Source organism: Pseudoalteromonas ulvae UL12 (assembly GCF_014925405.1).
Lineage (GTDB): Bacteria > Pseudomonadota > Gammaproteobacteria > Enterobacterales > Alteromonadaceae > Pseudoalteromonas > Pseudoalteromonas ulvae.
In genome coordinates this window covers 31,126-53,547 of the sequence record NZ_AQHJ01000027.1, presented here as the reverse complement: position 1 = coordinate 53,547, position 22,422 = coordinate 31,126, and the positions used below count along the sequence as shown (strand labels likewise).

At 42.1% G+C, this 22,422-nt stretch carries 18 protein-coding genes; 11 read left to right on the top strand and 7 right to left on the bottom strand.

Annotation, left to right across the window (positions count from 1 at the left end; genetic code table 11):
• Positions 1-8 precede the first annotated feature (8 nt).
• Together PULV_RS08355 and PULV_RS08350 are read right to left on the bottom strand one after the other, a co-directional pair.
• Positions 9-779: a nucleoside-binding protein gene (locus tag PULV_RS08355; RefSeq protein ID WP_193331446.1), complete on the bottom strand. Its 771-nt coding sequence runs from the start codon at positions 777-779 to the stop codon at positions 9-11.
• A gap of 109 nt (positions 780-888) precedes the next feature.
• Complete coding sequence (locus PULV_RS08350) at positions 889-2,202, bottom strand: Na+/H+ antiporter NhaC family protein (RefSeq protein ID WP_193331445.1); 1,314 nt, start codon at positions 2,200-2,202, stop codon at positions 889-891.
• 335 nt (positions 2,203-2,537) lie between these two features.
• On the opposite strand from PULV_RS08350, the gene dapB reads away from it, so the two are divergent.
• The 6 genes from dapB (at position 2,538) to PULV_RS08320 (ending at position 10,569) form a co-directional block, all read left to right on the top strand.
• Positions 2,538-3,341 (top strand): 4-hydroxy-tetrahydrodipicolinate reductase, encoded by an 804-nt coding sequence (dapB, locus tag PULV_RS08345; RefSeq protein WP_086743632.1) that lies wholly within the window; start codon positions 2,538-2,540, stop codon positions 3,339-3,341.
• A 205-nt stretch (positions 3,342-3,546) separates the two neighbouring features.
• Positions 3,547-4,680 carry a glutamine-hydrolyzing carbamoyl-phosphate synthase small subunit gene (gene carA / locus PULV_RS08340; RefSeq protein WP_193331444.1) on the top strand — a complete coding sequence of 378 codons (1,134 nt, stop codon included), beginning with the start codon at positions 3,547-3,549 and terminating at the stop codon, positions 4,678-4,680.
• A 19-nt stretch (positions 4,681-4,699) separates the two neighbouring features.
• Positions 4,700-7,918 carry a carbamoyl-phosphate synthase large subunit gene (gene carB, locus PULV_RS08335; protein WP_193331443.1) on the top strand — a complete coding sequence of 1,073 codons (3,219 nt, stop codon included), beginning with the start codon at positions 4,700-4,702 and terminating at the stop codon, positions 7,916-7,918.
• Between the two features lie 50 nt (positions 7,919-7,968).
• Positions 7,969-8,445, top strand: a complete 477-nt coding sequence (gene greA / locus PULV_RS08330; protein WP_086743629.1) for a transcription elongation factor GreA — start codon at positions 7,969-7,971, stop codon at positions 8,443-8,445.
• A gap of 59 nt (positions 8,446-8,504) precedes the next feature.
• Positions 8,505-9,779, top strand: coding sequence for a tetratricopeptide repeat protein (locus tag PULV_RS08325; RefSeq protein ID WP_193331442.1), 1,275 nt, complete (start codon positions 8,505-8,507; stop codon positions 9,777-9,779).
• A 7-nt stretch (positions 9,780-9,786) separates the two neighbouring features.
• Positions 9,787-10,569 carry a substrate-binding periplasmic protein gene (locus tag PULV_RS08320; RefSeq protein WP_193331441.1) on the top strand — a complete coding sequence of 261 codons (783 nt, stop codon included), beginning with the start codon at positions 9,787-9,789 and terminating at the stop codon, positions 10,567-10,569.
• A 182-nt stretch (positions 10,570-10,751) separates the two neighbouring features.
• Here the strand turns inward: PULV_RS08320 and PULV_RS08315 are convergent, their stop codons facing one another.
• The gene (locus tag PULV_RS08315; protein ID WP_086743626.1) at positions 10,752-13,901 is read right to left on the bottom strand and encodes an efflux RND transporter permease subunit; all 3,150 of its coding nucleotides are present in this window, start codon (positions 13,899-13,901) and stop codon (positions 10,752-10,754) included.
• Between the two features lie 2 nt (positions 13,902-13,903).
• Positions 13,904-15,094: an efflux RND transporter periplasmic adaptor subunit gene (locus PULV_RS08310; protein WP_193331440.1), complete on the bottom strand. Its 1,191-nt coding sequence runs from the start codon at positions 15,092-15,094 to the stop codon at positions 13,904-13,906.
• 413 nt (positions 15,095-15,507) lie between these two features.
• Here PULV_RS08310 and PULV_RS08305 point away from each other — a divergent pair, with 413 nt between their 5' ends.
• Positions 15,508-15,819, top strand: coding sequence for a YkgJ family cysteine cluster protein (locus PULV_RS08305; RefSeq protein ID WP_193331439.1), 312 nt, complete (start codon positions 15,508-15,510; stop codon positions 15,817-15,819).
• Positions 15,820-15,878: 59 nt separating this feature from the next.
• Here the strand turns inward: PULV_RS08305 and PULV_RS08300 are convergent, their stop codons facing one another.
• On the bottom strand, positions 15,879-16,418 hold the full coding sequence (locus tag PULV_RS08300) for a DUF4136 domain-containing protein (RefSeq protein ID WP_193331438.1): 540 nt from the start codon (positions 16,416-16,418) through the stop codon (positions 15,879-15,881).
• A 119-nt stretch (positions 16,419-16,537) separates the two neighbouring features.
• On the opposite strand from PULV_RS08300, the gene PULV_RS08295 reads away from it, so the two are divergent.
• The 3 genes from PULV_RS08295 to PULV_RS08285 all read left to right on the top strand — a co-directional run bounded on the left by PULV_RS08295 (position 16,538) and on the right by PULV_RS08285 (position 19,452).
• Positions 16,538-17,581, top strand: a complete 1,044-nt coding sequence (locus PULV_RS08295) for a PLP-dependent cysteine synthase family protein (protein WP_193331437.1) — start codon at positions 16,538-16,540, stop codon at positions 17,579-17,581.
• Between the two features lie 86 nt (positions 17,582-17,667).
• Positions 17,668-19,029, top strand: a complete 1,362-nt coding sequence (locus PULV_RS08290) for a Na+/H+ antiporter NhaC family protein (RefSeq protein ID WP_193331436.1) — start codon at positions 17,668-17,670, stop codon at positions 19,027-19,029.
• Positions 19,030-19,146: 117 nt separating this feature from the next.
• Complete coding sequence (locus tag PULV_RS08285) at positions 19,147-19,452, top strand: H-NS histone family protein (protein WP_193331435.1); 306 nt, start codon at positions 19,147-19,149, stop codon at positions 19,450-19,452.
• Positions 19,453-19,526: 74 nt separating this feature from the next.
• Here the strand turns inward: PULV_RS08285 and PULV_RS08280 are convergent, their stop codons facing one another.
• Together PULV_RS08280 and PULV_RS08275 are read right to left on the bottom strand one after the other, a co-directional pair.
• On the bottom strand, positions 19,527-20,579 hold the full coding sequence (locus PULV_RS08280) for a fatty acid desaturase family protein (protein WP_193331434.1): 1,053 nt from the start codon (positions 20,577-20,579) through the stop codon (positions 19,527-19,529).
• Positions 20,580-20,582: 3 nt separating this feature from the next.
• Positions 20,583-21,674, bottom strand: a complete 1,092-nt coding sequence (locus tag PULV_RS08275; RefSeq protein ID WP_086743618.1) for a flavin reductase family protein — start codon at positions 21,672-21,674, stop codon at positions 20,583-20,585.
• Between the two features lie 223 nt (positions 21,675-21,897).
• Here PULV_RS08275 and PULV_RS08270 point away from each other — a divergent pair, with 223 nt between their 5' ends.
• Positions 21,898-22,395: a DinB family protein gene (locus PULV_RS08270; protein ID WP_193331433.1), complete on the top strand. Its 498-nt coding sequence runs from the start codon at positions 21,898-21,900 to the stop codon at positions 22,393-22,395.
• Positions 22,396-22,422: the final 27 nt, after the last annotated feature.

Below are 22,422 nucleotides of genomic sequence, written 5' to 3'. Positions count from 1 at the left end.
TGTGTGAACTAGAATGTCCAGGCGACGTGAAGTTGTGGGGCTGATTCATTGTTATCAGTCCCGAGTTTATTGTGCCAAACCTGCCATTTTACACCCAGTAAAAGGGTATTTTCTTCAAATTCAAGTGCGTGGCCTAAATCCCATTGCAATATAGGTTGAGCCAATACCCAACTATTCACCTCTTTACCTAACTCATTTTGTCTGCCATCAATGTATTCAATATGACCCGTAAAATTAAAGCGTTGATTGCCGATGTTAAAAGGTAAACCCCAAGCGGTGTCAATCATCCAGCTGTCAGATTCAGCAGGCGCACCACCTGATATCAGTCCGCCATTATCATCGAGATAGCCGGTGATCAGTGTATTAAAAAATGCAAAACCAGGCACATCCCAGTACAGCTTTATGCCAGGTAAATACTTCACGACATTCGCATCGCCTGCGGCATTTACGCCTATCACAGCGCCTACATCTTTAAGAGCACCAAAAGAAATGTGTTTTGAAGTGGCTTTTGAAAAACTGATGCTCGAATAAAACTCTCCGTAATACTCGTTGTCTTGATACCCATCCGTGTGATTATCTTTAATAAAGTCAACAAAGAAGAAATTATCGCCCAATTGGTAGGATGAGCTGTGCTGCAATGTAGCCACTTGAGTGCTGCTTTTCTCATTGGTGAATGGATTAAGAAAATCCCCTTGATTAAAGTGGAGTTGAGTTTGGCTCCAGGTTGCAGCAGAAGCATTGGCAGAGATAAATACACAGCAGGCGATTAATTTTTTCATAGAGTAAGGATATTGACGAAATATACAGCTCAGTGTAGAACAAATTGAATCGTTGAGTGACTAAGAATAAAAAATGCAGCGAAAAGCTGCATTTTTTATTCTTAGTAATTTAGGCTTTGTGCCGATTAATACAAATCACCGCAATGGCCGTAAAGGCTAAAATAAAGCAGTAATAAGAAGAGGTTGAAACTTGCCAAGGCGAAATTTGGAATGTCGCACCGAGTAACAATGCTTGCGCACCATAAGGTAACGAACCTTGCATCACACAGGCGAAAATATCTAACAGGCTTGCTGAACGCTTGCCCGAAATTTTGCCATCTTCAGCCAGTTTTTTTGCTATTGGGCCCGCAACAATAATTGATACTGTATTATTGGCAATGCAAAGGTTTGAAGTTAAGACTAACGCAGCAATTCCAAGTTGATCAGCCACTTTACGATTCCATTTGGCAATCACTTTAGTGAGAGCCTGAATTTTATTGGTAATATAGTCTAGGCCGCCATTTATCCGGATAAACTCGGACAACCCACCAATCAACATTGACAGTAAAAATATCTCTTGCATGCCACTAAAGCCTTCGTAAATATCTTTTATGAAGGCACTGCCTTGATAGTCACCGGTAAAGCCCATTAAACCCGCAAATACAATGCCACTGAATAACACCACAAACACATTGAAGCCCATTACAGCTAGAATTAAGATAAAGGCATAGGGTAAAACCAAAAGTAAATCGTACTCTTTCACGTCAATGACTTCAGGTTCTGGAGTTAGCACAAATAACAAAATAACGGTTAAAATTGCAGCTGGAACGGCAATTTTAAAGTTTTCACGAAATTTGTCTTTCATTTCACACCCTTGCGTACGCGTAGCCGCAATAGTGGTGTCGGAAATAATCGATAAATTATCGCCAAACATCGCGCCAGAAACCACAGCGCCAGCAACTAGAGCAGGATCCATTCCTGTTTTAATTGATAACGCATAGGCAATTGGGCCAATGGCACCAATAGTACCCATTGATGTTCCCATGGCTGTTGCCACTATCGCAGAAATCAAAAACAAACCAGGTAATAAGAAACTAGGCGGAACTAAATCAAGCCCAGCATTGACGACGGCATCAACTCCGCCAGTTGCACCAGCAACGGTTGAAAACGCACCAGCAAGCAAGTAAATCAGACACATTGTAATGATATTGCTGTGGCCAGCCCCTTTGATAAAGGTATCAACAGACTGATTAATTGATGCTTTATTTAAGAAAAAGGCGAGCAATATAGCAGGTAAAATCGCAACAGGAGCGGGCAGTTGATAAAACGCGTAATCGACTCCTTGTGATTGAAGGTATAGACCTGCACCTAAAAAAATGGCGACAAAGCTTAGAAGTGGAAGCAAAGATAACTTAGCGTTTAACTTGCTGTATGTAGACTGCATATAAACCTCTTAATAAATAACGACGCAGCCCACGAGTTCCTTTTTTAGCTGCATTTTTCAAGCGCCCGCAAGCCAAAGACCAAATCGGCGCCTTAAATCTAAGGAAGTGCGAATGTATAGATGGCTAGATGTTTTGTCAAATTTTTATTGTTACACTGTGCCTATCAATAGCTGTCTATTTATCTGGGCGAAACCCTTTGGTGCATCCGCGATAAATAAACATTAAACTTAACATATCGTAATAATTGCTGGTTAAAAAGCCTTTATCTGCTTTTTTAATAAACAAACAGGTTGGGTAAGGTGCAATTTAACCACTTATTAATAAAGAGAATAATATGATTAGAATTGGTGTTTTTGGTGCGAATGGCCGTATGGGGCAAGCATTATTACAAGCAACAGAAAAAGCAACGCAGAGTCAAATCGCGGGGGCATTTGTACGACCGAGTTCGACCTTCTATCAAATTTCAGTTGGCCCAATTATTGGCTCGACAGCGTGTCAGCTAGCTTTTAGTGATTATCAGCACGCTGAAACAGACGCAATCGATGTACTGATTGATTTTACATTGCCGCAAGGGATGTTGACGCATTTGGAATTTGCGGTTGCACATAAACTGCCCATGGTAATAGGCACGACAGGGCTAAGTGCAGACGAGTTTGCGAAATTACAGCAAGCTGCTAAAACTATTCCCATAGTGTTTTCTCGCAACTTCAGTGTCGGGATTAATTTACTACTGAATTTAGTGCAAACAGCGGCGAAAACATTATCAGATGACATTGATATCGAAGTTTTCGAAGCTCACCACCGCCATAAAATTGATGCACCTTCTGGCACTGCGTTAGCGATTGGAGAGGCGATTGCAAAGGCAAAAGGCTGGCAACATGACGAAGTTGCTCGTTATGATCGTCATCACGATCATGAAGAGAAATCTCAAAACGAAATTGGCTATTCAGTGTTAAGAGCGGGGGATATAGTCGGTGAACATACGGCTTATTTCGCATCTATGGGCGAAAGGCTCGAAATTACACACAAAGCGAGTTCTAGAATGACCTTTGCACAAGGTGCAGTAAGGGCTGCGGCTTGGTTGAAAAATCAACCGGCAGGACTTTATGATATGCAAGATGTGCTAGGTTTTAAGTAGAAAAGGTTTTTTTTTAGCGCTTTGACTCAATTTTTATGTGAAAGGCGCTATTTTTATATTTTATGTAATTAGGGTTAGACCTGCGACGCTTTTTATTCTAGAATAAGCACAATTTGCCAAAATTTATTTTGCGTGTTTCCAAACGCCTTGAGCGGGTCGTAAATCGTCAGTTTTTACACCCGTTTTTTACTGTTAGGAGGTTAACTTGACTATATCCGCTTTGTTAGTCCTAGAAGACGGCACAGTGTTCCGCGGTACTGCTATTGGGGCTGAAGGTATTTCAGTCGGTGAAGTAGTGTTTAATACATCAATGACAGGCTATCAGGAGATTTTAACTGATCCCTCATATGCGGAACAAATCGTAACCCTGACTTATCCGCATGTGGGTAATACGGGCACTAACAGCGAAGACGAAGAAGCGAATAAAATCTGGGCTAAAGGCCTAGTTATTCGTGATTTGCCTCTGCTAGCGAGTAATTTCCGTAATGAGCAATCATTAGATGAATATTTAAAAGCCCGTAATATCTTAGGTATTGCAGACATCGACACCCGTAAGCTTACTCGCATTCTACGTGATAAAGGTGCGCAGAATGGCTGTATTATTGCCGGTGAGATTGACGAAGAAAAAGCATTGGAAGCAGCAAAGGCTTTCCCTGGTCTAAAAGGGATGGATCTTGCAAAAGTTGTTACTACAACTGAACAATATCAATGGAATGAAGGAAGCTGGACGTTAGGTGAAGGTTTCAAAACCCTTGCTGAAGAAGAGCAAAAATTCCATGTTGTTGCCTATGATTTTGGTGTAAAACGTAACATCTTACGTATGTTAGTAGACCGAGGCTGTAAGCTAACGGTTGTCCCTGCACAAACTAGCGCAAAAGACGTATTAGCGCTTAATCCAGATGGTATCTTTTTATCAAATGGACCGGGAGACCCGGCACCGTGTACGTACGCAATTGATGCAATCACTTCTTTCTTAGAAACAGATACACCTATCTTTGGTATTTGTTTAGGTCACCAATTACTGGCACTCGCCTCAGGTGCACAAACTGTTAAAATGAAGTTTGGTCACCATGGTGGTAACCACCCAGTTAAAGATCTTGATCGTGGTGTTGTGATGATTACTGCACAAAATCATGGTTTTGCTGCAGATGAGGCAACTTTGCCTGATACATTGCGCGCAACACACAAATCATTATTCGATGGCACATTACAAGGTATTCATCGTACTGATAAGCCAGCGTTTAGCTTCCAAGGTCACCCTGAAGCGAGCCCTGGACCACATGATGCAGCTCCGTTATTTGATCATTTCATCGACTTGATGCAAGCACGTAAACAATAATTTAGGACCGAGAGTAACAATGCCAAAACGTACTGATATAAAAAGCATTCTTATCCTAGGTGCAGGCCCAATTGTAATCGGCCAAGCCTGTGAATTTGACTACTCGGGTGCACAAGCCTGTAAAGCGCTTCGCGAAGAAGGCTACCGTGTCATTCTAGTGAATTCTAACCCAGCGACGATCATGACAGATCCTGAGATGGCGGATGCAACATATGTTGAGCCAATCCATTGGGAAGTCGTTGAGAAAATTATCGAAAAAGAAAAGCCTGATGCTGTGTTACCTACGATGGGTGGCCAAACAGCTCTAAACTGTGCCCTTGATTTAGACAAGTACGGTGTATTGGCTAAGCACGGTGTTGAGCTAATCGGTGCTACTGCGGATGCAATCGATAAAGCTGAAAACCGTGAGCGTTTTGATGCCGCGATGAAAAACATTGGCCTTGAGTGTCCGCGTGCAGAAATCGCCCACTCAATGGACGAAGCCAAAGACATTGTAAAGCGCATCGGCTTACCTTGTATTATTCGCCCTTCTTTCACTATGGGTGGAACAGGTGGTGGTGTTGCATACAACCTTGAAGAGTTTGAAGAAATCTGTGAGCGTGGCCTTGATCTTTCTCCTACTAGTGAACTACTCATCGATGAATCTTTGATTGGTTGGAAAGAGTATGAGATGGAAGTGGTTCGTGACAAAAACGACAACTGTATCATCGTCTGTTCGATTGAGAACTTTGACCCAATGGGTGTACACACAGGTGACTCAATCACCGTTGCTCCGGCGCAAACATTGACTGATAAAGAATACCAAATCATGCGTAATGCCTCGATGGCTGTTTTACGTGAGATTGGGGTTGAAACAGGTGGTTCAAACGTTCAGTTCGGTGTTAACCCAGACGACGGTCGTATGGTTATCATTGAAATGAACCCGCGTGTATCGCGTTCATCAGCATTAGCATCAAAAGCAACCGGTTTCCCTATTGCAAAAATCGCCGCAAAATTAGCGGTCGGTTACACCTTAGATGAGCTTCAAAATGACATCACTGGTGGTAAAACACCAGCATCATTTGAGCCTTCAATCGATTATGTCGTAACAAAAATCCCACGTTTCAACTTTGAAAAATTTGCTGGTGCAAACGACCGTTTGACGACGCAAATGAAATCAGTGGGTGAAGTCATGGCGATTGGTCGTAACCAACAAGAATCATTACAAAAAGCACTTCGCGGTTTAGAAGTGGGTGCTACAGGTTTCAACCCAATTGTTGCCCTAGATGACCCAAGTGCAAAAGAAAAGATTATTCACGAACTTCGTGAGCCAGGTGCTGAGCGTATCTGGTATGTCGCAGATGCAATGCGTCACGGCATGTCTGTTGACGATGTATTTGAATACACCAAAATTGACCGTTGGTATTTAGTCCAAATTGAAGACATCTTAAAAGATGAAGCGGCAATTAAAGCGGGCGGAATGGCTGGCTTGACTAAAGACTTCCTTCGTCGCCTTAAGCGCAAAGGTTTTGCTGATGCACGTATCGCTGAAATAGCCGGTGTATCTGAAGCTGAAATCCGTAAAAAACGTCATAGCTTTGGTATTAGCCCAGTTTATAAGCGTGTTGATACATGTGCAGCAGAGTTTAGCTCTGATACAGCATATATGTATTCGACCTATGATGAAGAGTGTGAAGCAAACCCATCAGATAAAGACAAAATCATGGTCATAGGCGGTGGTCCAAACCGTATCGGCCAAGGTATTGAGTTCGATTACTGTTGTGTACATGCTGCATTGGCACTGCGTGAAGATGGCTATGAAACGATCATGGTTAACTGTAACCCTGAGACTGTATCTACAGACTACGATACATCAGATCGTTTGTACTTCGAACCGATTACTCTTGAAGATGTGCTTGAAATCGTTCGTGTTGAAAAGCCAAAGGGCGTAATCGTTCAATATGGCGGACAAACACCACTTAAATTAGCGCGTGAATTAGAAGCGAATGGCGTGCCAGTAATTGGTACTTCACCTGATGCGATTGACCGTGCAGAAGATCGTGAGCGCTTCCAGCAATTAGTTGAGCGTTTAGACTTGTTACAACCGCATAATGCAACAGTGACTTCTACTGAAGAAGCTATGGCTAAATCGCTTGAGATTGGTTTCCCACTTGTGGTTCGTCCATCTTATGTACTTGGTGGTCGTGCGATGGAAATCGTGTACGACGAAGAAGATTTACGCCGTTACATGACCGAAGCGGTTCAAGCATCGAATGAAGCGCCGGTATTACTTGATCACTTCTTAGATGATGCAATTGAAATCGACGTTGATGCAATTTGTGACGGTGAGCAAGTGATCATTGGCGGTATTATGGAGCATATCGAGCAAGCGGGTGTTCACTCGGGTGACTCAGCCTGTTCACTTCCTCCATATACACTGAGCCCGGAAATTCAAGATCGTATGCGTGACCAAGTAACGCGTATGGCACTTGAATTAGGTGTTGTTGGTTTGATGAATACTCAGTTCGCTGTTAAAGATGGCGAAGTGTATTTAATCGAAGTCAACCCACGAGCTGCGCGTACTGTTCCATTTGTTTCTAAAGCAACAGGTGTACCAGTGGCGAAGATTGCTGCACGTTGTATGGCAGGTCAATCTCTTGCTTCACAAGGTATTACCAAAGAAACAATTCCGCCATACTACAGCGTTAAAGAAGTTGTTTTACCATTTGCTAAGTTCCAAGGTGTGGATCCAATCCGTGGCCCTGAAATGCGTTCGACTGGTGAAGTAATGGGTGTGGGCGATAACTTTGCTGAAGCCTTTGCTAAAGCACAGTTAGGTGCAGGAAATATTTTACCTCGTGGTGGTCGTGCTTTATTATCAGTGCGTAACGGCGATAAAAAGCGTATTGTAGAACTTGCACGCATTATGACAGAACTTGGTTTTGAAATTGATGCAACAGGTGGTACCGCTGCAGCACTTGAAACTGCAGGCATTGAAGTACGTCGTGTGAATAAAGTGTTCGAGGGTCGTCCACATATTCTTGACCGTATTAAAAATGGCGAATACAGCTATATCGTTAATACAACTGAAGGCCGTCAAGCGATTGAAGACTCTAAAGTGCTTCGTCGTGGTGCGCTTCAGCACAAAACAAACTATACCACTACGCTTAACGCCGCTTTTGCAAACTGTAAAGCAAATGCAGCGGACGATCGCTCTACCGTAAATTCATTACAAGAGCTTCACCGTCGCGTAAAATAAAAAATGGATACCCTAGTAACATCGTTGCTAGGGTATATAAGCGAGATTTTATGCAACAAACACCGATGACTGTTCGTGGTGTCGATCTTCTTCGTGAAGAACTAAACGAACTCAAAACAGTTAAACGTCCAAGAATTATTGCTGATATTGCAGAAGCGCGTGAACACGGCGACTTAAAAGAAAATGCTGAGTATCATGCAGCTCGTGAAGAGCAAGGCTTTTGTGAAGGCCGCATTCAAGAAATTGAAGCTAAGTTATCTAATGTTCAAGTGATTGATGTAACTAAAATGCCTAACACTGGCAAAGTTATTTTTGGTACTACAGTGACAATTGTCAATGTGGACACTGATGAAGAAGTCACTTATCGCATCGTTGGTGACGATGAGGCGAATATCAAAGCGAATCTTATTTCTGTTAATTCGCCTATCGCTCGCGGGCTAATAGGAAAAGAAGTCGATGATGCAGTGACGGTCACCACACCAAAAGGTGACGTTGAATATGAAATCACAGCAGTTGAATATATTTAACAATCAAGACTACAATGAAAGCTCGGTATGTACCGGGCTTTTTTTTTAGGGAGATAAAATTGCGCATTACAAAAATAATAACAATTGCACCCTTTGTCTTATTTCAACACCATGTATTAGCAGCGAGCTGTGTAGAGACCTTTGCTGCAAAACAATACTCCGAAGCATTTACCCTTTGCCGTGAAGACAGCGAAGACAACAATGCAAATGCCAGCTTTATCATGGCTAAAATCTATGCTCGCGGCTTAAGTGTGAATACTAATGTCGACCAATCTATTTCATACCTAACCCATGCCGCTGAGTTGTCCCACCCTGAAGCTATGTTTAATCTTGCAGTTGCCTTTGAGTTAGGAAAAGGGCTTGTTAAGAGCTCGACTGATGCCTTTGACTGGTACGTGCGCTCTGCTGAGGCGGGTTTTATTCCCGCACAGCGCAAAGTGGCCTTGATGTACGAAAAAGGTAAAGGAACGGCTGTTGACGCCAAGCACTCATACGAATGGTATAAAAAAGCGGCCGAAGCAGGGGAGTCGCATGCTCAGTTAAAATTAGGTGCTATTTTACTTCAAGATAAAGTGGTGCCTAAAGATATTGAGGCGGGATTGACCTGGATTGAAAAATCAGCCAAGCAAGGGGAAGTCGAAGCACAATTTGCCTTAGCGACTTTGCTTTGGAATCGAGATGTCGAGCAATCGTTATATTGGTACGAACAAGCGGCAGAAAATGGTAATAATTATGCGATGCATAACCTCGCTTCTATATATTTAAAAGGCGAAAAAGTCGCGATTGATCTTGATAAAAGTGAGTACTACGCAAAAATGAGCGTGGCGAATGGGCAAGCAGCCAGTGAAAAAATCTTACTGCTGGTTGAACAATTGAGAGCAAAAAACAGCACTCCTGTAATCGATGAAACAATACTCGCGCAGAACTCTGATAACACTAAAGCTGCATCGTCCGAAACAGCCGTTGCGTCTGTATCTATCTCTGAATCGCAGAACATCGAAACTAACACGCAGCAGACAAGCGAAGCTGAGTCATCAACTATTGTGGCAAGCTCTTCCAATATGATATCTGAGCAATGGTTACCGGAATCTGGATTTATTATTCAATTTGCAAAAATTCATAGCCAAGCAGGGGTGGAGCATTTTATTAATAAATATCAATTGTTAGGCATGGTAAAAGTACTGCCTTTAGAACGAGAAGGTGCCTATTTGGTGGTGAGTGATCCTTTTACCACATGGCAACAGGCGAATAATTCATTAACTAAGCTCTCGCAAGAGGTAAAGGTTGAGCAACCTTGGATCCGAAATAATAAAGCTGTGCTTGCATTGTTATAGGTGAAAAATGCTTAGACATGTGTTGTTGTCAGCGTTATGTTTTGTCGCTTTTTCAACTGAAGGACGCACCCTTAAAATTGCCTCTGATGATTGGTGTCCATATATTTGTGATAATCAAGAAAAGCCAGGTTATGTGGTTGAAATCATTAAGCGAGTAATGGCGAAACATCATATTAATGTACAGTTTGAAGTGATGCCACTAGGAAGAGCATTTGTAGAGGTCGAGAATAATCGCCTAGATATGGTACTTGCACTGACAGAAGTGCATATTAAAGAACATGCTTTAATCGCCAGTGACGTAGTGATTGGTGATTATGCCAATGATTTTTTTGTGTTATCAGATAACCCATTTCGATTTAAGAATATCGATCAGCTTAAAAATGAGCGGCTCGGGGTTATAGAATCATACGAGTATGGCGCATATCTTGATGCGTTTATTCGCTTACATCCAGAACAAATACACATCGCTCATGGCCGAGCACCCTTGCAGCAAAATATCAATATGTTACTTAAAGGTCGTTTATCCGTTGTTCTCGACACTAAAAACACCGTGCAATTCTTTTTGCATCAGCAAGGAATTTCAAATGTTTTATATGCGGGGACGCAAGGGCGCACAGCTCCCTTGTATATTGGTTTTAACCCACAACTCACTGATTTACCTGTGTTACAGCAGTACTTAAGCAAGGGCCTCGATGAATTACGTACTACAAGTCAACTCAAACAAATGCTACAAGGCTATGGTATATCTTATTGGCAGTTAGCAGAGCCTGTGACACTTCAAGCCCCGTAACCACCTCGCCAGCAGTTAGTCTCTATCGATAAACGGTATCAGTATCTTCAGTTTAAAGTGTCTTTCTTAACCTGTTCCACTGACAATAACTGTTTAATGACGGATAAAGTGAACAATCACGCTTTTGTATAAGCAAAAAAAACCAGTGAGTTTCCTCACTGGTTTTTTATTTTAAATTGAAATTAATTGACTGACACTTCTGCTGCAGGGCTGTCTGCTTTAGGGGTTTTATTGCGCTTTAATACGCGTTTTAAATCTTCTAACGCCACATATTGGCAAGGAATCAAAATCAACGTAATAAAAGTAGCAAACAGCACACCAAATGCCAGCGAAACGGCCATTGGAATAACAATTTTAGCTTGTAAACTGGTTTCGGTAATAATCGGGATTAGGCCAATAAACGTTGTGACAGAAGTCAACATAATGGCTCTAAAGCGACGACAACCGGCATCTTCAACAGCTTGTTTGAGTGCAATGCCTTTTTTACGTGCTTGATTGACAAAATCAACCATTACCAGTGAATCATTCACCACAACACCGGCAACAGCGATAATACCGAAGACCGATAAACTGCTCATGGTCATTCCTAAAATCATATGGCCAAACATTGCGCCAATGACACCAAATGGGATCACAGACATAATTAATAATGGCTGTGAATAAGAACGAAGTGGGATAGCCAATAAGGCAAAGACTAAAATCATCGATAAGACAAAGTTACGCATTTGCTCGGCAGCACTGTTCATTTCATCTTGAATACGCCCAGCGACACTACTTTGCACTCCTGGATAGTTTTTCAGTAAGGCAGGTAAGTATTCGTCACGGATCTCTTTGGCTATTTCAAATGGTTGAGCTTGATTTGTGTCAACCGATGCCCAGACATTAATGGTACGTTTTGCGTTTTCACGACGGATCCGATTAACACCATCGGCCAAGGACACTTGTGCGACTTCTGACAATAAGACTTCAGCACCTGAAGGTGTGATAATCCGTGTATCGTTGATTTCACTGATCGAATTACGTTGCTCTTCTGGGTAGCGGATCATGACTTTGACTTCTTCACCGTCACGTAAAATACGCTGAGCCTCTAAACCGTAATAACTAAAGCTTACCTGTGATGCAACATCCGATAAGGTGAGGCCCATACTGTAGGCTAACGGCTTAAGGTCTAAACGAACCTCATCAGTAGCGTTTTGCATGGAGTCATTGATATCACCGACCCCTTTGATGGTGTTGAGCTTGTCTTTTAGTTCTTGGGCCACTTTACGTAAATCAGCCACATTTTTACCTTCAAGACGGAAACTAATATCGCCATCATCGCGTCCACCACCAAAAATGCTATCTTGAATGGTCATCGATTTCATACCCGGTAGTGGCGGCATGTTTTTACGCCATAAATCAGACAAGGCAAACGTATCAATCGGACGGTTATCTGGATCGACCAACACAGCCATAATTCGAGCATTGGTGCGGCCATTTAAACTGACAGACAAATCCTTAATCATTGGCATGCCATAGTCAGCTTTTACTTGTTCTTCGACGTCTAAAATGACTTTTTCAACTGCCAGCACAGTATCAAGGGTGGCTTTTTCAGAAGAAGACAAGTTCATCTCAATACGCACAGCTGGAAAATCATGGGGTATTTTAGGGCTTGATACAAACTTGACAAACCCGCCGGCAAATAGCCCGGCACTGACAATTAAAATACCGACAAAACCAGTAATAACAGCATAACGATAATGAATACATTTAACGATAAATGGGCGGTAGTAGTTTTCAACAAATGATTTGAGCCCGCCGTCGATGTTGCTTCGCAAGCGGTGCATCGGGTTGCGAGGGTTGTGTGGGGTCATTTTCATTTTGGCAATATGCGCAGGCAGAATGAGCTTAGACTCAACTAAAGAGAACAATAAACACAAAATGATCACGCCGCCGATGGCTTTACCAAATGCTGATTCAGGTCCTGTTGACAGTGTCATCGGCAAAAAAGCTGCCACGGTGGTGAGTACGCCAAATGTAGCAGGCATCGCCACGCGTTTTACCCCGCGGATCACGTTATCTAATGAATGGCCATGTTCTTCGATTTCACTGTGGGCGGACTCACCAATGACGATGGCATCATCCACTACGATACCCAGTACCAAAATAAAGGCAAACAGAGAGGCGACATTAATAGTGACATCTAAAAAGCCGATGGGCATGAATAAAAATGCGCCTAAGAATGAAACAGGCAAACCCATCATCACCCAAAAAGCCAGACGTGCGCGTAAAAATAACGCGAGGATCACCATAACCAGTAAACCACCCCATACCATATTATCAATCATCATATTAAGACGACCTTCGAGATAATAGGTTAAATCTACGATAGGAGTGAGTTTGACGCCATCAGGCAAAGTGGACTCTTTTTCGGCCAGATACTTTTCAATTACTGCAGCAACTTTAGTGATGTCTTGATCTTCAGAAGCGCGAATATCAAATGTGAGGGCATTGTGGCCATTGTATTTATGGTATTGGATCCCTTCTTGAAAGCCATCATTGACTGTTGCAACGTCACCCAGGAACACTTGTGTACCATCAGGCAGCGAAATAAGCGGTAGGTTTTCAAATTGGCGGCCTGTATATGCTTGGTTTTCAACCCGCATAGAGATATAACCATTTTCAGCACGAATTTGCCCCGCGGACATATTTGCAGAAAAACCGCGTACGGCATTGGCAATATCGCGGAAGGTTAACCCGTATTCACGCAGTTTGTCAGGGCTGACTTCAATGCCTATTTCGTAATTTAGTCCACCATTGAATCGGGCAATGTTAATCATCGGCAAGGCTTGAATTTCATCATGGAGTTTATTACCAAGCTCTCTTAAATCACGGCGATTTAAATCCCCGTAAAGTGCCAACACCATGACTTCTTGTTCAAATTTTTCTTGTGCAACAATAGGGCGCTCCATGCCAGCTGGGAAACTGGAGATTGAATCGACCTGCATTTTGACTTCATCGAGTACATCTTGCACATTGTAGCTTTCGTCGACTTCAATCCATGCATTTGAACTGCTGCGGTTTGAATAAGTGATTAAGCGCTTGACCCCTTGGATCCCTTCTAACGCTTCTTCAACTTTGATGGTGATCCCTTCTTCAACTTCTTGTGGGGCTGCTCCCGGATAAGCAACTTGCACACTTAACCAGTTGATTTGAAATTGTGGGAACATTTGCTTGCGGATTGTCATGGCTGTTAGCAAACCGCCCAGCAAAATAAACACCATTAACAGGTTCGCTGCGACAGGGTTGCGAGCAAACCAGGCGATTAAGCCTTTTTCTGTTTGAGCGCTCATGGCTAATCTTCCTTCATTGCAAGTTGCGTTGTGCTGGCAGGTTCGAGAGGTTTAGTCAGCTCAGGAGCAAGTTTCATTCCTTCAGTCGGATACTCGAGTGCCGAGGTAATAATATGCTCGCCCGCTTGTAAACCCGCTTTGGTGATGACCATATTATTTTGCTCACGTACAATATCGACGGTGCGAAAACTTAATGTATTATCATCATTAAGAATCGCGACGCGATTATTTTTCACTAAGTGATGAGGAATACGGGTCGCTTGATCAATTTGTTGCCCTTCGATGGTGGCATTGACATAGGCACCAAAGCGCAATGGCTTTTGTTCATTTGTTGTCAGTGCATACGGATCGTTAACTTGGGCAACCAAATAAGTCATTCGGCTTTTATTATCAATAACGCCTTCGCTACGGACAATTTTTGCTGGCCAAACAACGTCTTGTCCGGCATAGGTTGCCGATAAATTAACATTTGCGCCGAGACCATTATTGACCAGATATTGCAAATCTTTGTCTGGAACTGGCAGGCGAATTTCTGCAACTTGTGTTGCATTAAGCACGCCAAATACGCTTCCTTGATTGACCACACTGCCTAAACTGATATCTCGATCTGCAATGATGGCATCGTACGGTGCTTTGATATACGTGCGTTCTAGATTACGGCTTGCGCGTTTGACAGCAGCCTCTGCAGCACGATAACGAGCTAGTTTTTCGGCCAATTGTGGTTTTCTTAAATACAGTTCAGATGGGATGGCTTCGTTTGAGTTTTTGCTAATGCGATCCCATTCACTTTGCGCCACATGAGCTTGAGCGCGTTCAATTTCAAGCGCTGAACGTGCTTGCGCTAAGCTCGCATCAGCCTCAGTCAACGCAGCCTCGTAATCATTGGGGTCAATTCGAACCAAGACTTCACCTTGTTGAACAAAGCGACCAGGCTCAAACAGTGGCGACACAGACACAACTTGTCCTGAGACTTGCGCCACGAGCTTGGTTTGATCTTTAGCCATGACTAACCCGTGAGAACGTACATCAAGGGAAACGGCTTCCACCTTAGCTGGACTGGTTTTAACTAAAGGTAAAATGATGGTTTCTTCTTTTTCTTCGGGTGGTTTTTTCATCGCAATGAGCGAACCCGCCACTGCGATTGCGATGATACCGATGCTCAGCGGTATTAAAATTTGTTTCTTAGTAGCCACGATGACTTCCTTTATTACTTATATTGATGACTTCTATATAATAAGCAATATGATGTTTACAAACTGCTTGAAGTTGTAACAAACTGTTTGTTTTTTTAGTTTAAATTTACCTTTCTCTTAATTTTTGTTTATATCGCTCTGATTTATATCAATTTTTAAAATCAAGAGTGTGTCCAGCGCAGATATAAAATATTTCAGTGAGCGATCATAAAATAGAGAAAAAACGATTTTACGTTTTAAAAACAGGTAATTAGCACAGGTATTTACATATGATTTATTGCGTAATCGTTACAACGAGAATTAACTGCTAGGGCCTGATTTTATCGTTAATCACAATGCTCGATGTCCGATATGATGGCTAATCATTGTTGAGAGGATTACAATAGCGGCTTGTTTTACTGATAGGAGGGCAGATGAAGTCAGATCCTTTAATTATTCCCATTACTGATTGGTCTCCTTGTATTTCACAAACTCACCAATTAGGCTGCGGTGCATGTTGTATTGCGCCTTCAATTTCTTCTGCTATTCCTGGCATGCCTGATGGCAAACCTGCAGGCGTGCGCTGCGTGCAGTTAGATGATAAAAATTTATGTAAGATTTTTGACCAGCCTGAACGTCCAGCGGTATGTAGTCAGTTTACTGATGACGAATTTATTTGCGGACAAGGCCCTGACTATGCGTTACAAACCTTGACTGAACTTGAACAGGCTACCGGGCAATACTGAGCATAATGCTGAGTGAGAAATACACGCCATCATCATCGTATAATGGCGTGTGAAAAAATTTACTGAGGGGGGAAGTTACTTAAAATAGCTGCAACTGTGCTGTTAATGGTGGCAGTGCGTTGTTCTGGAGTTTGATTTTTCTTCAAACGTCCTTCTTTTGCTCCGCGCCAAATTAGCTGATTTGTTTTTCTATCAATAATATCAATCACTAGGGTTCCGACTTCATAATTAGTTGTTTGTGTGTGATGCTGGTAACCCATGCCCCAATAATCCCAGCGCGCATTGTAGCTTGTGGAAAAGGTATCGACTTCGACTTTGTTGTCAACTGCAGCATGGTAATTGACTAATAAGTCAGCGTTTTTCTCGTCGCTTTTGGCTAATCCTAATCCGGCTAAATTGTCATTAACAGCATTTTGGACGCGTTGTTCCATCAGAGGACTAATTTGGTAATTATTGGTGTTTTTCGTTAAGCTGGCATTGGGGATCCAAGCGAAACTTTTATAGTTAGAAAACGTAACGGATTTATCGTAATCCCAATCAGGTGTTTTAGCGCAGGCGGCTAATAATAAAACGCAAAGCGAAACGAGTAAATGTTTCATAGCGACTCCTTTAGACTGTAACTGTAGTGATAAGAGCAACATAGCATAAAATGATCACCCTGTATTGATCCTAGTGAGTTTAAACTTAACCCGCGCTGATTAACGCGTAAAGAGGGAATATGAACCGAGATTGGATAAACCAAGCCATCGCCAAAATTGAAGCAGATTATGTGCGCTCAGCCGATACACACTTAATTGTATTGCCATTGGCGTGTTACCCTAATATTGATATTTACCTCAAGGATGAAAGCACCCATCCGACCGGCTCGTTAAAACATCGCTTAGCGCGCTCACTTTTTTTATACGCATTGTGTAATGGCTGGATCAATCAAGATACTGTGATTATTGAGTCTTCATCTGGGTCGACAGCGGTTTCAGAAGCTTACTTTGCGCGGATGTTAGGATTAAAGTTCATTGCAGTAATGGCAAAAACAACCGCAGCTGAAAAAATCAAACAAATCGAGTTTTATGGGGGACAGTGCCATTTAGTCGATAGCACCAATGAAATATACCAAGAGTCGCGGCGCTTAGCACAAGAGCTTGGCGGCCACTATATGGATCAATTTACATATGCAGAGCGTGCAACTGATTGGCGCGGAAATAACAACATTGCAAAAAGTATGATTGAACAAATGCAAAAAGAGCGTTTTCCTGAACCTAGCTGGTTTGTAATGAGCCCAGGTACAGGTGGGACTTCTGCCACAATTGGTCGTTATATTCGTTATTTGGGATTACAGAGTCAATTAATGGTGGCTGATCCTGAGCATTCTGTTTTTTATGATTTTTATCAACATGGTGATGCGTCAATAACCTCTACAACGGCTAGTAAAATAGAAGGGATTGGCCGACCAAGAGTCGAACCGTCTTTTATTTCTGGTGTAATTGATGAGATGCATAAAGTGCCCGATGGGCACAGCATTGCGGCGATGCAGTGGCTCAATCATCGTTTAGGTCGCAAGGTCGGGCCCTCTACAGGCACTAATTTAGTCGCTGTGTTGGCGTTAGCGCAACGAATGCAAGCTAATGGAGAAGAGGGGTCGATTGTGTCGTTAATTTGTGATTCTGGTGAGCGCTATTTAAATACTTATTATGATCCCGCTTGGCTTTCGTTACATATTCAATCTGATGAAGTGTATCAGGCTTATTTAAATAATATTCGATAATCCAACGCAATCTACTGTTGACCCGATTGTGCTTATGAAATAATAAGCACACTGTTGTATGCATAACAATAAAAACGAGATACCTCATGCAAGACTCAATTTATACTCTGCTGCCGCCTATTGTGGCCATTATTGTGGCGATTTGGCGAAAAAGTGCCATTCAAGCATTAGCGGTCGGATTGCTATTAACCAGCTTGATGCAGGCACAGTTCAATCCTGTTTCAAGTATTTTAACGACCAGCGATACATTAATTGATGTGTTTTCGGGCGCATCGAACCAACGAATTATCATTTTTAGTTTATTAATCGGCGCAATATTAATGCTGATTAAACAATCGGGTGGCGTTAATGCGTTTATTGCGACGTTATCCAACCGTCATTGGGTGAAAAACAAGCGTCAAGCCAGTTTATTACCCAGTATTATCGGTACCTCTATTTTTACTGACTCAAACTTAAGTATGTTTACTGCTGGTATTGCAAGCCAAAGTGTATTCGATAAATATGGGCTTTCACGAGCTAGGTTAGCTTTTTTAATCGATTCAACATGTTCACCGGTGAGTATTTTACTCTTGATTAATGGCTGGGGGGCATATGTGTTAGGTTTACTCGATGGGTATGCACTGACTGATACTGTCGGTATTTTAATACAAACAATCGGGTATAATTTTTACCCGATTATTGTGTTAGTCATGGTTTATTATACTGCGATTTCAACACGAGTATTTGGCCCATTAAAATACGCGTCAAGTAAAGTTGAAGAAACAGCAGAGCAACAAGTTACTATTATTGGAAAAACCCGTTACATGTTAGTGCCAATGTTATTAATTGTTGTTGTGACGTTGATTTTGTTATACATCACGGGTGAGGGCGATCTGCGTCGCGGTTCTGGTTCATTTTCAGTGATGTGGGCTGTCATTTGTGCGTTTGTTGTGCTCAGTGTATTATTATTTATTGATAAGGTCGTTACGGCTAAAACTTGGTTTAAATACTCTAGTGCAGGTATTAAACAGCTGCTTCCGGCGGTTGTTGTGCTTGTATTAAGTTTTGCATTTGGAGATGCAGTGAAAGCCTTTGGGACAGGTACTTATGTTAGCGGTATTATGTCGGTCGAAGTGGCACAAATTGGTTTGGCGCCGTTGTTATTTATTACCGCAGGCATTATGGCTTTTGCGACAGGCACGTCATGGGGAACGTTCGCTATTTTGATCCCAATTGCAGTGCCACTGTCACTACAAACTGGCTTACCTCCGGCATTTTTAGTGGCAGCTGTGCTTGGCGGCGGGGTCTTTGGCGACCATTCTTCACCTATTTCAGATAGTACGATAGTCGCTTCGATTGCCAGTGGCTGTGAGCATATTGAGCATGTTAAAACGCAGTTGCCATATACCTTAGTTGCTGGTGCATTGACGATTATTTTATATATGTTGACCGCATTTATTTTATTTTAAATCTTGTTCAGAATATTCAGTCCGTCATTAATAATAAAAAGCCAATAAATTTGGTCTTTTATTATTTTCAGGGCTACCTTATAATCAAGAAAATTATTAATAAGGTAACGAGTCACGATGAAAGATATTAAATCATTTATAAAAGATGCTTCATTTAGCGATTTAGAAAAAGCTAAAACCTTAATTGAGAGTGCATTGACTGAACGTCAGACTCAAGAAAAAGCTAAACAAGAAGTATTAGCACTGTTAAAAGAAAAAGGCTTAACAGTGGATGATTTAGTCGACAGTGGCGCACAAGATAAACGTGCAAAAGTGCAAGCCAAATACCGTATTACTCGTGATGGTGAAACATTTGAATGGTCTGGCCGAGGTAAACGTCCAAAAGCATTTGAAGGTGTGTTACTAGAGCAGTACTTAGTATAACATCACGATGAGTCACAATAAAAAAGGAGCTGATAGCTCCTTTTTTATTGTCTAAAATGACCTAAATCCGCAGATTAGGGCAATGAATAACGTATGATACGTTTTAACACTTGGCTATATTGAGTAAAGAAGTGACCTGTATTATAAGGGATCCCATGGCGTGCAAAAATTGCTTGTACTTGAGGCGCCACTTCTTGATAACGTGAAGAGGGTAAGTCCGGAAATAAGTGGTGCTCAATCTGAAAACTCAGATGCCCAGTTAAAATATGAAACCACTTTGCCCCACTAATATTTGATGAGCCTAATGCTTGGCGGTAATACCATTGACCTTGAGTCTCACCTTCACACTCTTTTGCGTCAAAGGTATGTACATCGCTAGTAAAGTGGCCACAAAATATAATGGTTGAAGTCCATAAGTTACGTAATAAATTGGCGATTAAGTTACCACTTAATACCCATAAAAATAATGGGCCAGCAAGAGCGGGAAATAATAGATAATCTTTAAATAACTGTTTGCCACCCTTAGAAAAAAAGGCGCGTTTTAACTGAGATGGATTGATTTTTGAATCGCGGTTTTGTTTCTTTTTACCCATAAACACTCGTTCAGCAGCCAGTTCATGATAAGACACGCCCCATTGGAATAACAAGCTGAGATTGAGATACGTTATAAATTGCCACAGATTTTTTACGCGCCATTTAAAATCATCAGATAAGCGTAAAAGCCCATAACCAAAGTCACGATCTTTGCCAATAATATTGGTATAAGTGTGATGTTCATAATTGTGGATACGCTGCCAACTTTTACCATCGCAGGCGATATCCCATTCAAATTGGCGAGAGTTTATTTGTGGATCGTTCATCCAATCATATTGGCCATGCATGACGTTGTGGCCGATTTCCATATTATCGAGAATTTTCGCTGCCGCTAAAGCAAGTACACCTACAAGCCAATAAATAGGATTAATAAAACCCAGCATGAGTAAAATGCGGCCACTCCATTCAAATATACGTTGAAAGGCAATTACTTTACGAATGTAACGGGCGTCAGCAGTGCCCACTTTTTCTAAAGTGTGTTTCTTAAGAGCATCGAGTTCGTCGGCTAAGCGTTCAAAGTTAAGGTGTTTCATTGCTTAAAGCTCCAATTCTAAAGGGGTTACCGCTTGGCTGATACACAGCTGAATCAACTGTTGGCCATTTTGTGATAATTGACCTGTTTTGATGTTTTTAACTACGCCCGATTTTTTTACGCATTGGCATTGGTGGCATACCCCGATCCGACAACCAAAGTTTGCTTGAATACCTTGCTGCTCTAATGTGTTGAGCAAAGCACTGTTATTGTCAGTATGAAGCTGCTGCTGTTTACCTGCGTAATTGACTGTGATGGCCAGGCGAGGACTGTCATTTTCGTTTTCTGTTTGAATAAGAGGTGGTTGATAAAACTCTGCCTGACGATACAAAGGATTGTGATTGAGTTGATCAAGTTCATTATCAACTTGGTGTTTAAAATCAGCTGGCCCGCAGATCATGACTTGATCCGTCGACACACACCCTTTTAACACGTTTGATAGCGAATCACCTTGTGAACGTGCCAGCAGCTTGAGACTAAAACTGGGTTGCTGTGATGAGAGTGTCGCTAATTCATCAGTAAATAAGTGCTGATTTGGTTTTGCAAAATATAGCAAGTGGATAGGGCGTACAGCGCCTGTTTGTCGCTCATACACACTATGAAGCATAGCCATAAAAGGAGTGATACCAGAGCCCGCAGCGACTAAAAATAATGGTGTTTTATTGGGAAGAACACGGAAGTCACCTTGTGGGGCGCTGATATTAACAAAGTCTCCTTGCCCTAAAAATGCGAGCAGCTGACCAGTAAATGCACCGTTCTCGCTCGTTTTGATGGTCAAGCGAATTCGATTCTCATGATTGGCTTGGCCTTCGCTGGATGAAATTGAAAACGGTCGCGACATAAGTCGGCCATTTATTTGAGCCGTGAGTAACACGTGTTGTCCTGCGGTATGCGAAGGCCAGCGTCGCTCAGGTTTGAGCTCTAAACTGATGCAGTTTGCACCAAGATGAATGATTTTCACCACTTTAGCGCGATAGTATCCATCACGCCATTCAGGTTTAAACTGCTGAATTAGCGGCTCTAAATACCCCTTGATGGAAGCTGTGTGAAACAGCACTTTAGCTGTGGTTCGAGTTAATCTATTTAATAAATTCATTTTTGAGCGTACAAGTGTTAGCTTAAATTTCAGCGCACAAGTGTACGCCCAAAATTTTAAAATTCAAGAGGGTTAGTGCAAAAACTCAATGTCAGGGTAATGAGAGGAAACTAAATTTGAATAGCGAGTAAAAAAGAAAGCAGTATTTTTTCCTATGATTCAGTATGATGCAGTTTAACATCTTGAATATAAGCAATAACTTAAAAATATCTATAGAGGCAAAATGGACTTTGTAACAGCATTTAAATATAAACAGTGGGCCAATGCAGAGCTACTTTTGTGCGCTCAGTCACAAATTCAGCAACTCCCAGAGGATGAAGCACGATTTTTTATTCGAATTTTGCATCATACGTCGGTCGTTGATAGTTTGTTTATTAGTCGGATAACGGGCTCGGTGGAGCGTTATACTACGGATAATACGATTGAGACACCCACTCTGGCAGAGCTACAGCATACGATGAATCTCCACGATCAATGGTTAGTTGACTACACTTTGCGCCTCAGCGCAGAGGAATTAGTGCGTCATATCGACTTTAAATTTGTTGATGGGGATGGTGGGCGGCTCAGTGTCAGTGAAATCTTACTGCACTTGCTCACTCATGGCAGCAATCATCGTGGGATGGCCTCTCGCGTGCTATCATCTCATGGACTGGAGCGCCCTAAAGATACCTATACGCGTTATTTGCACTTGACTGAGCCAGAACGTAGAACCCATCTATGATATTGGTTCGTTGAAAAAGCAACTAAC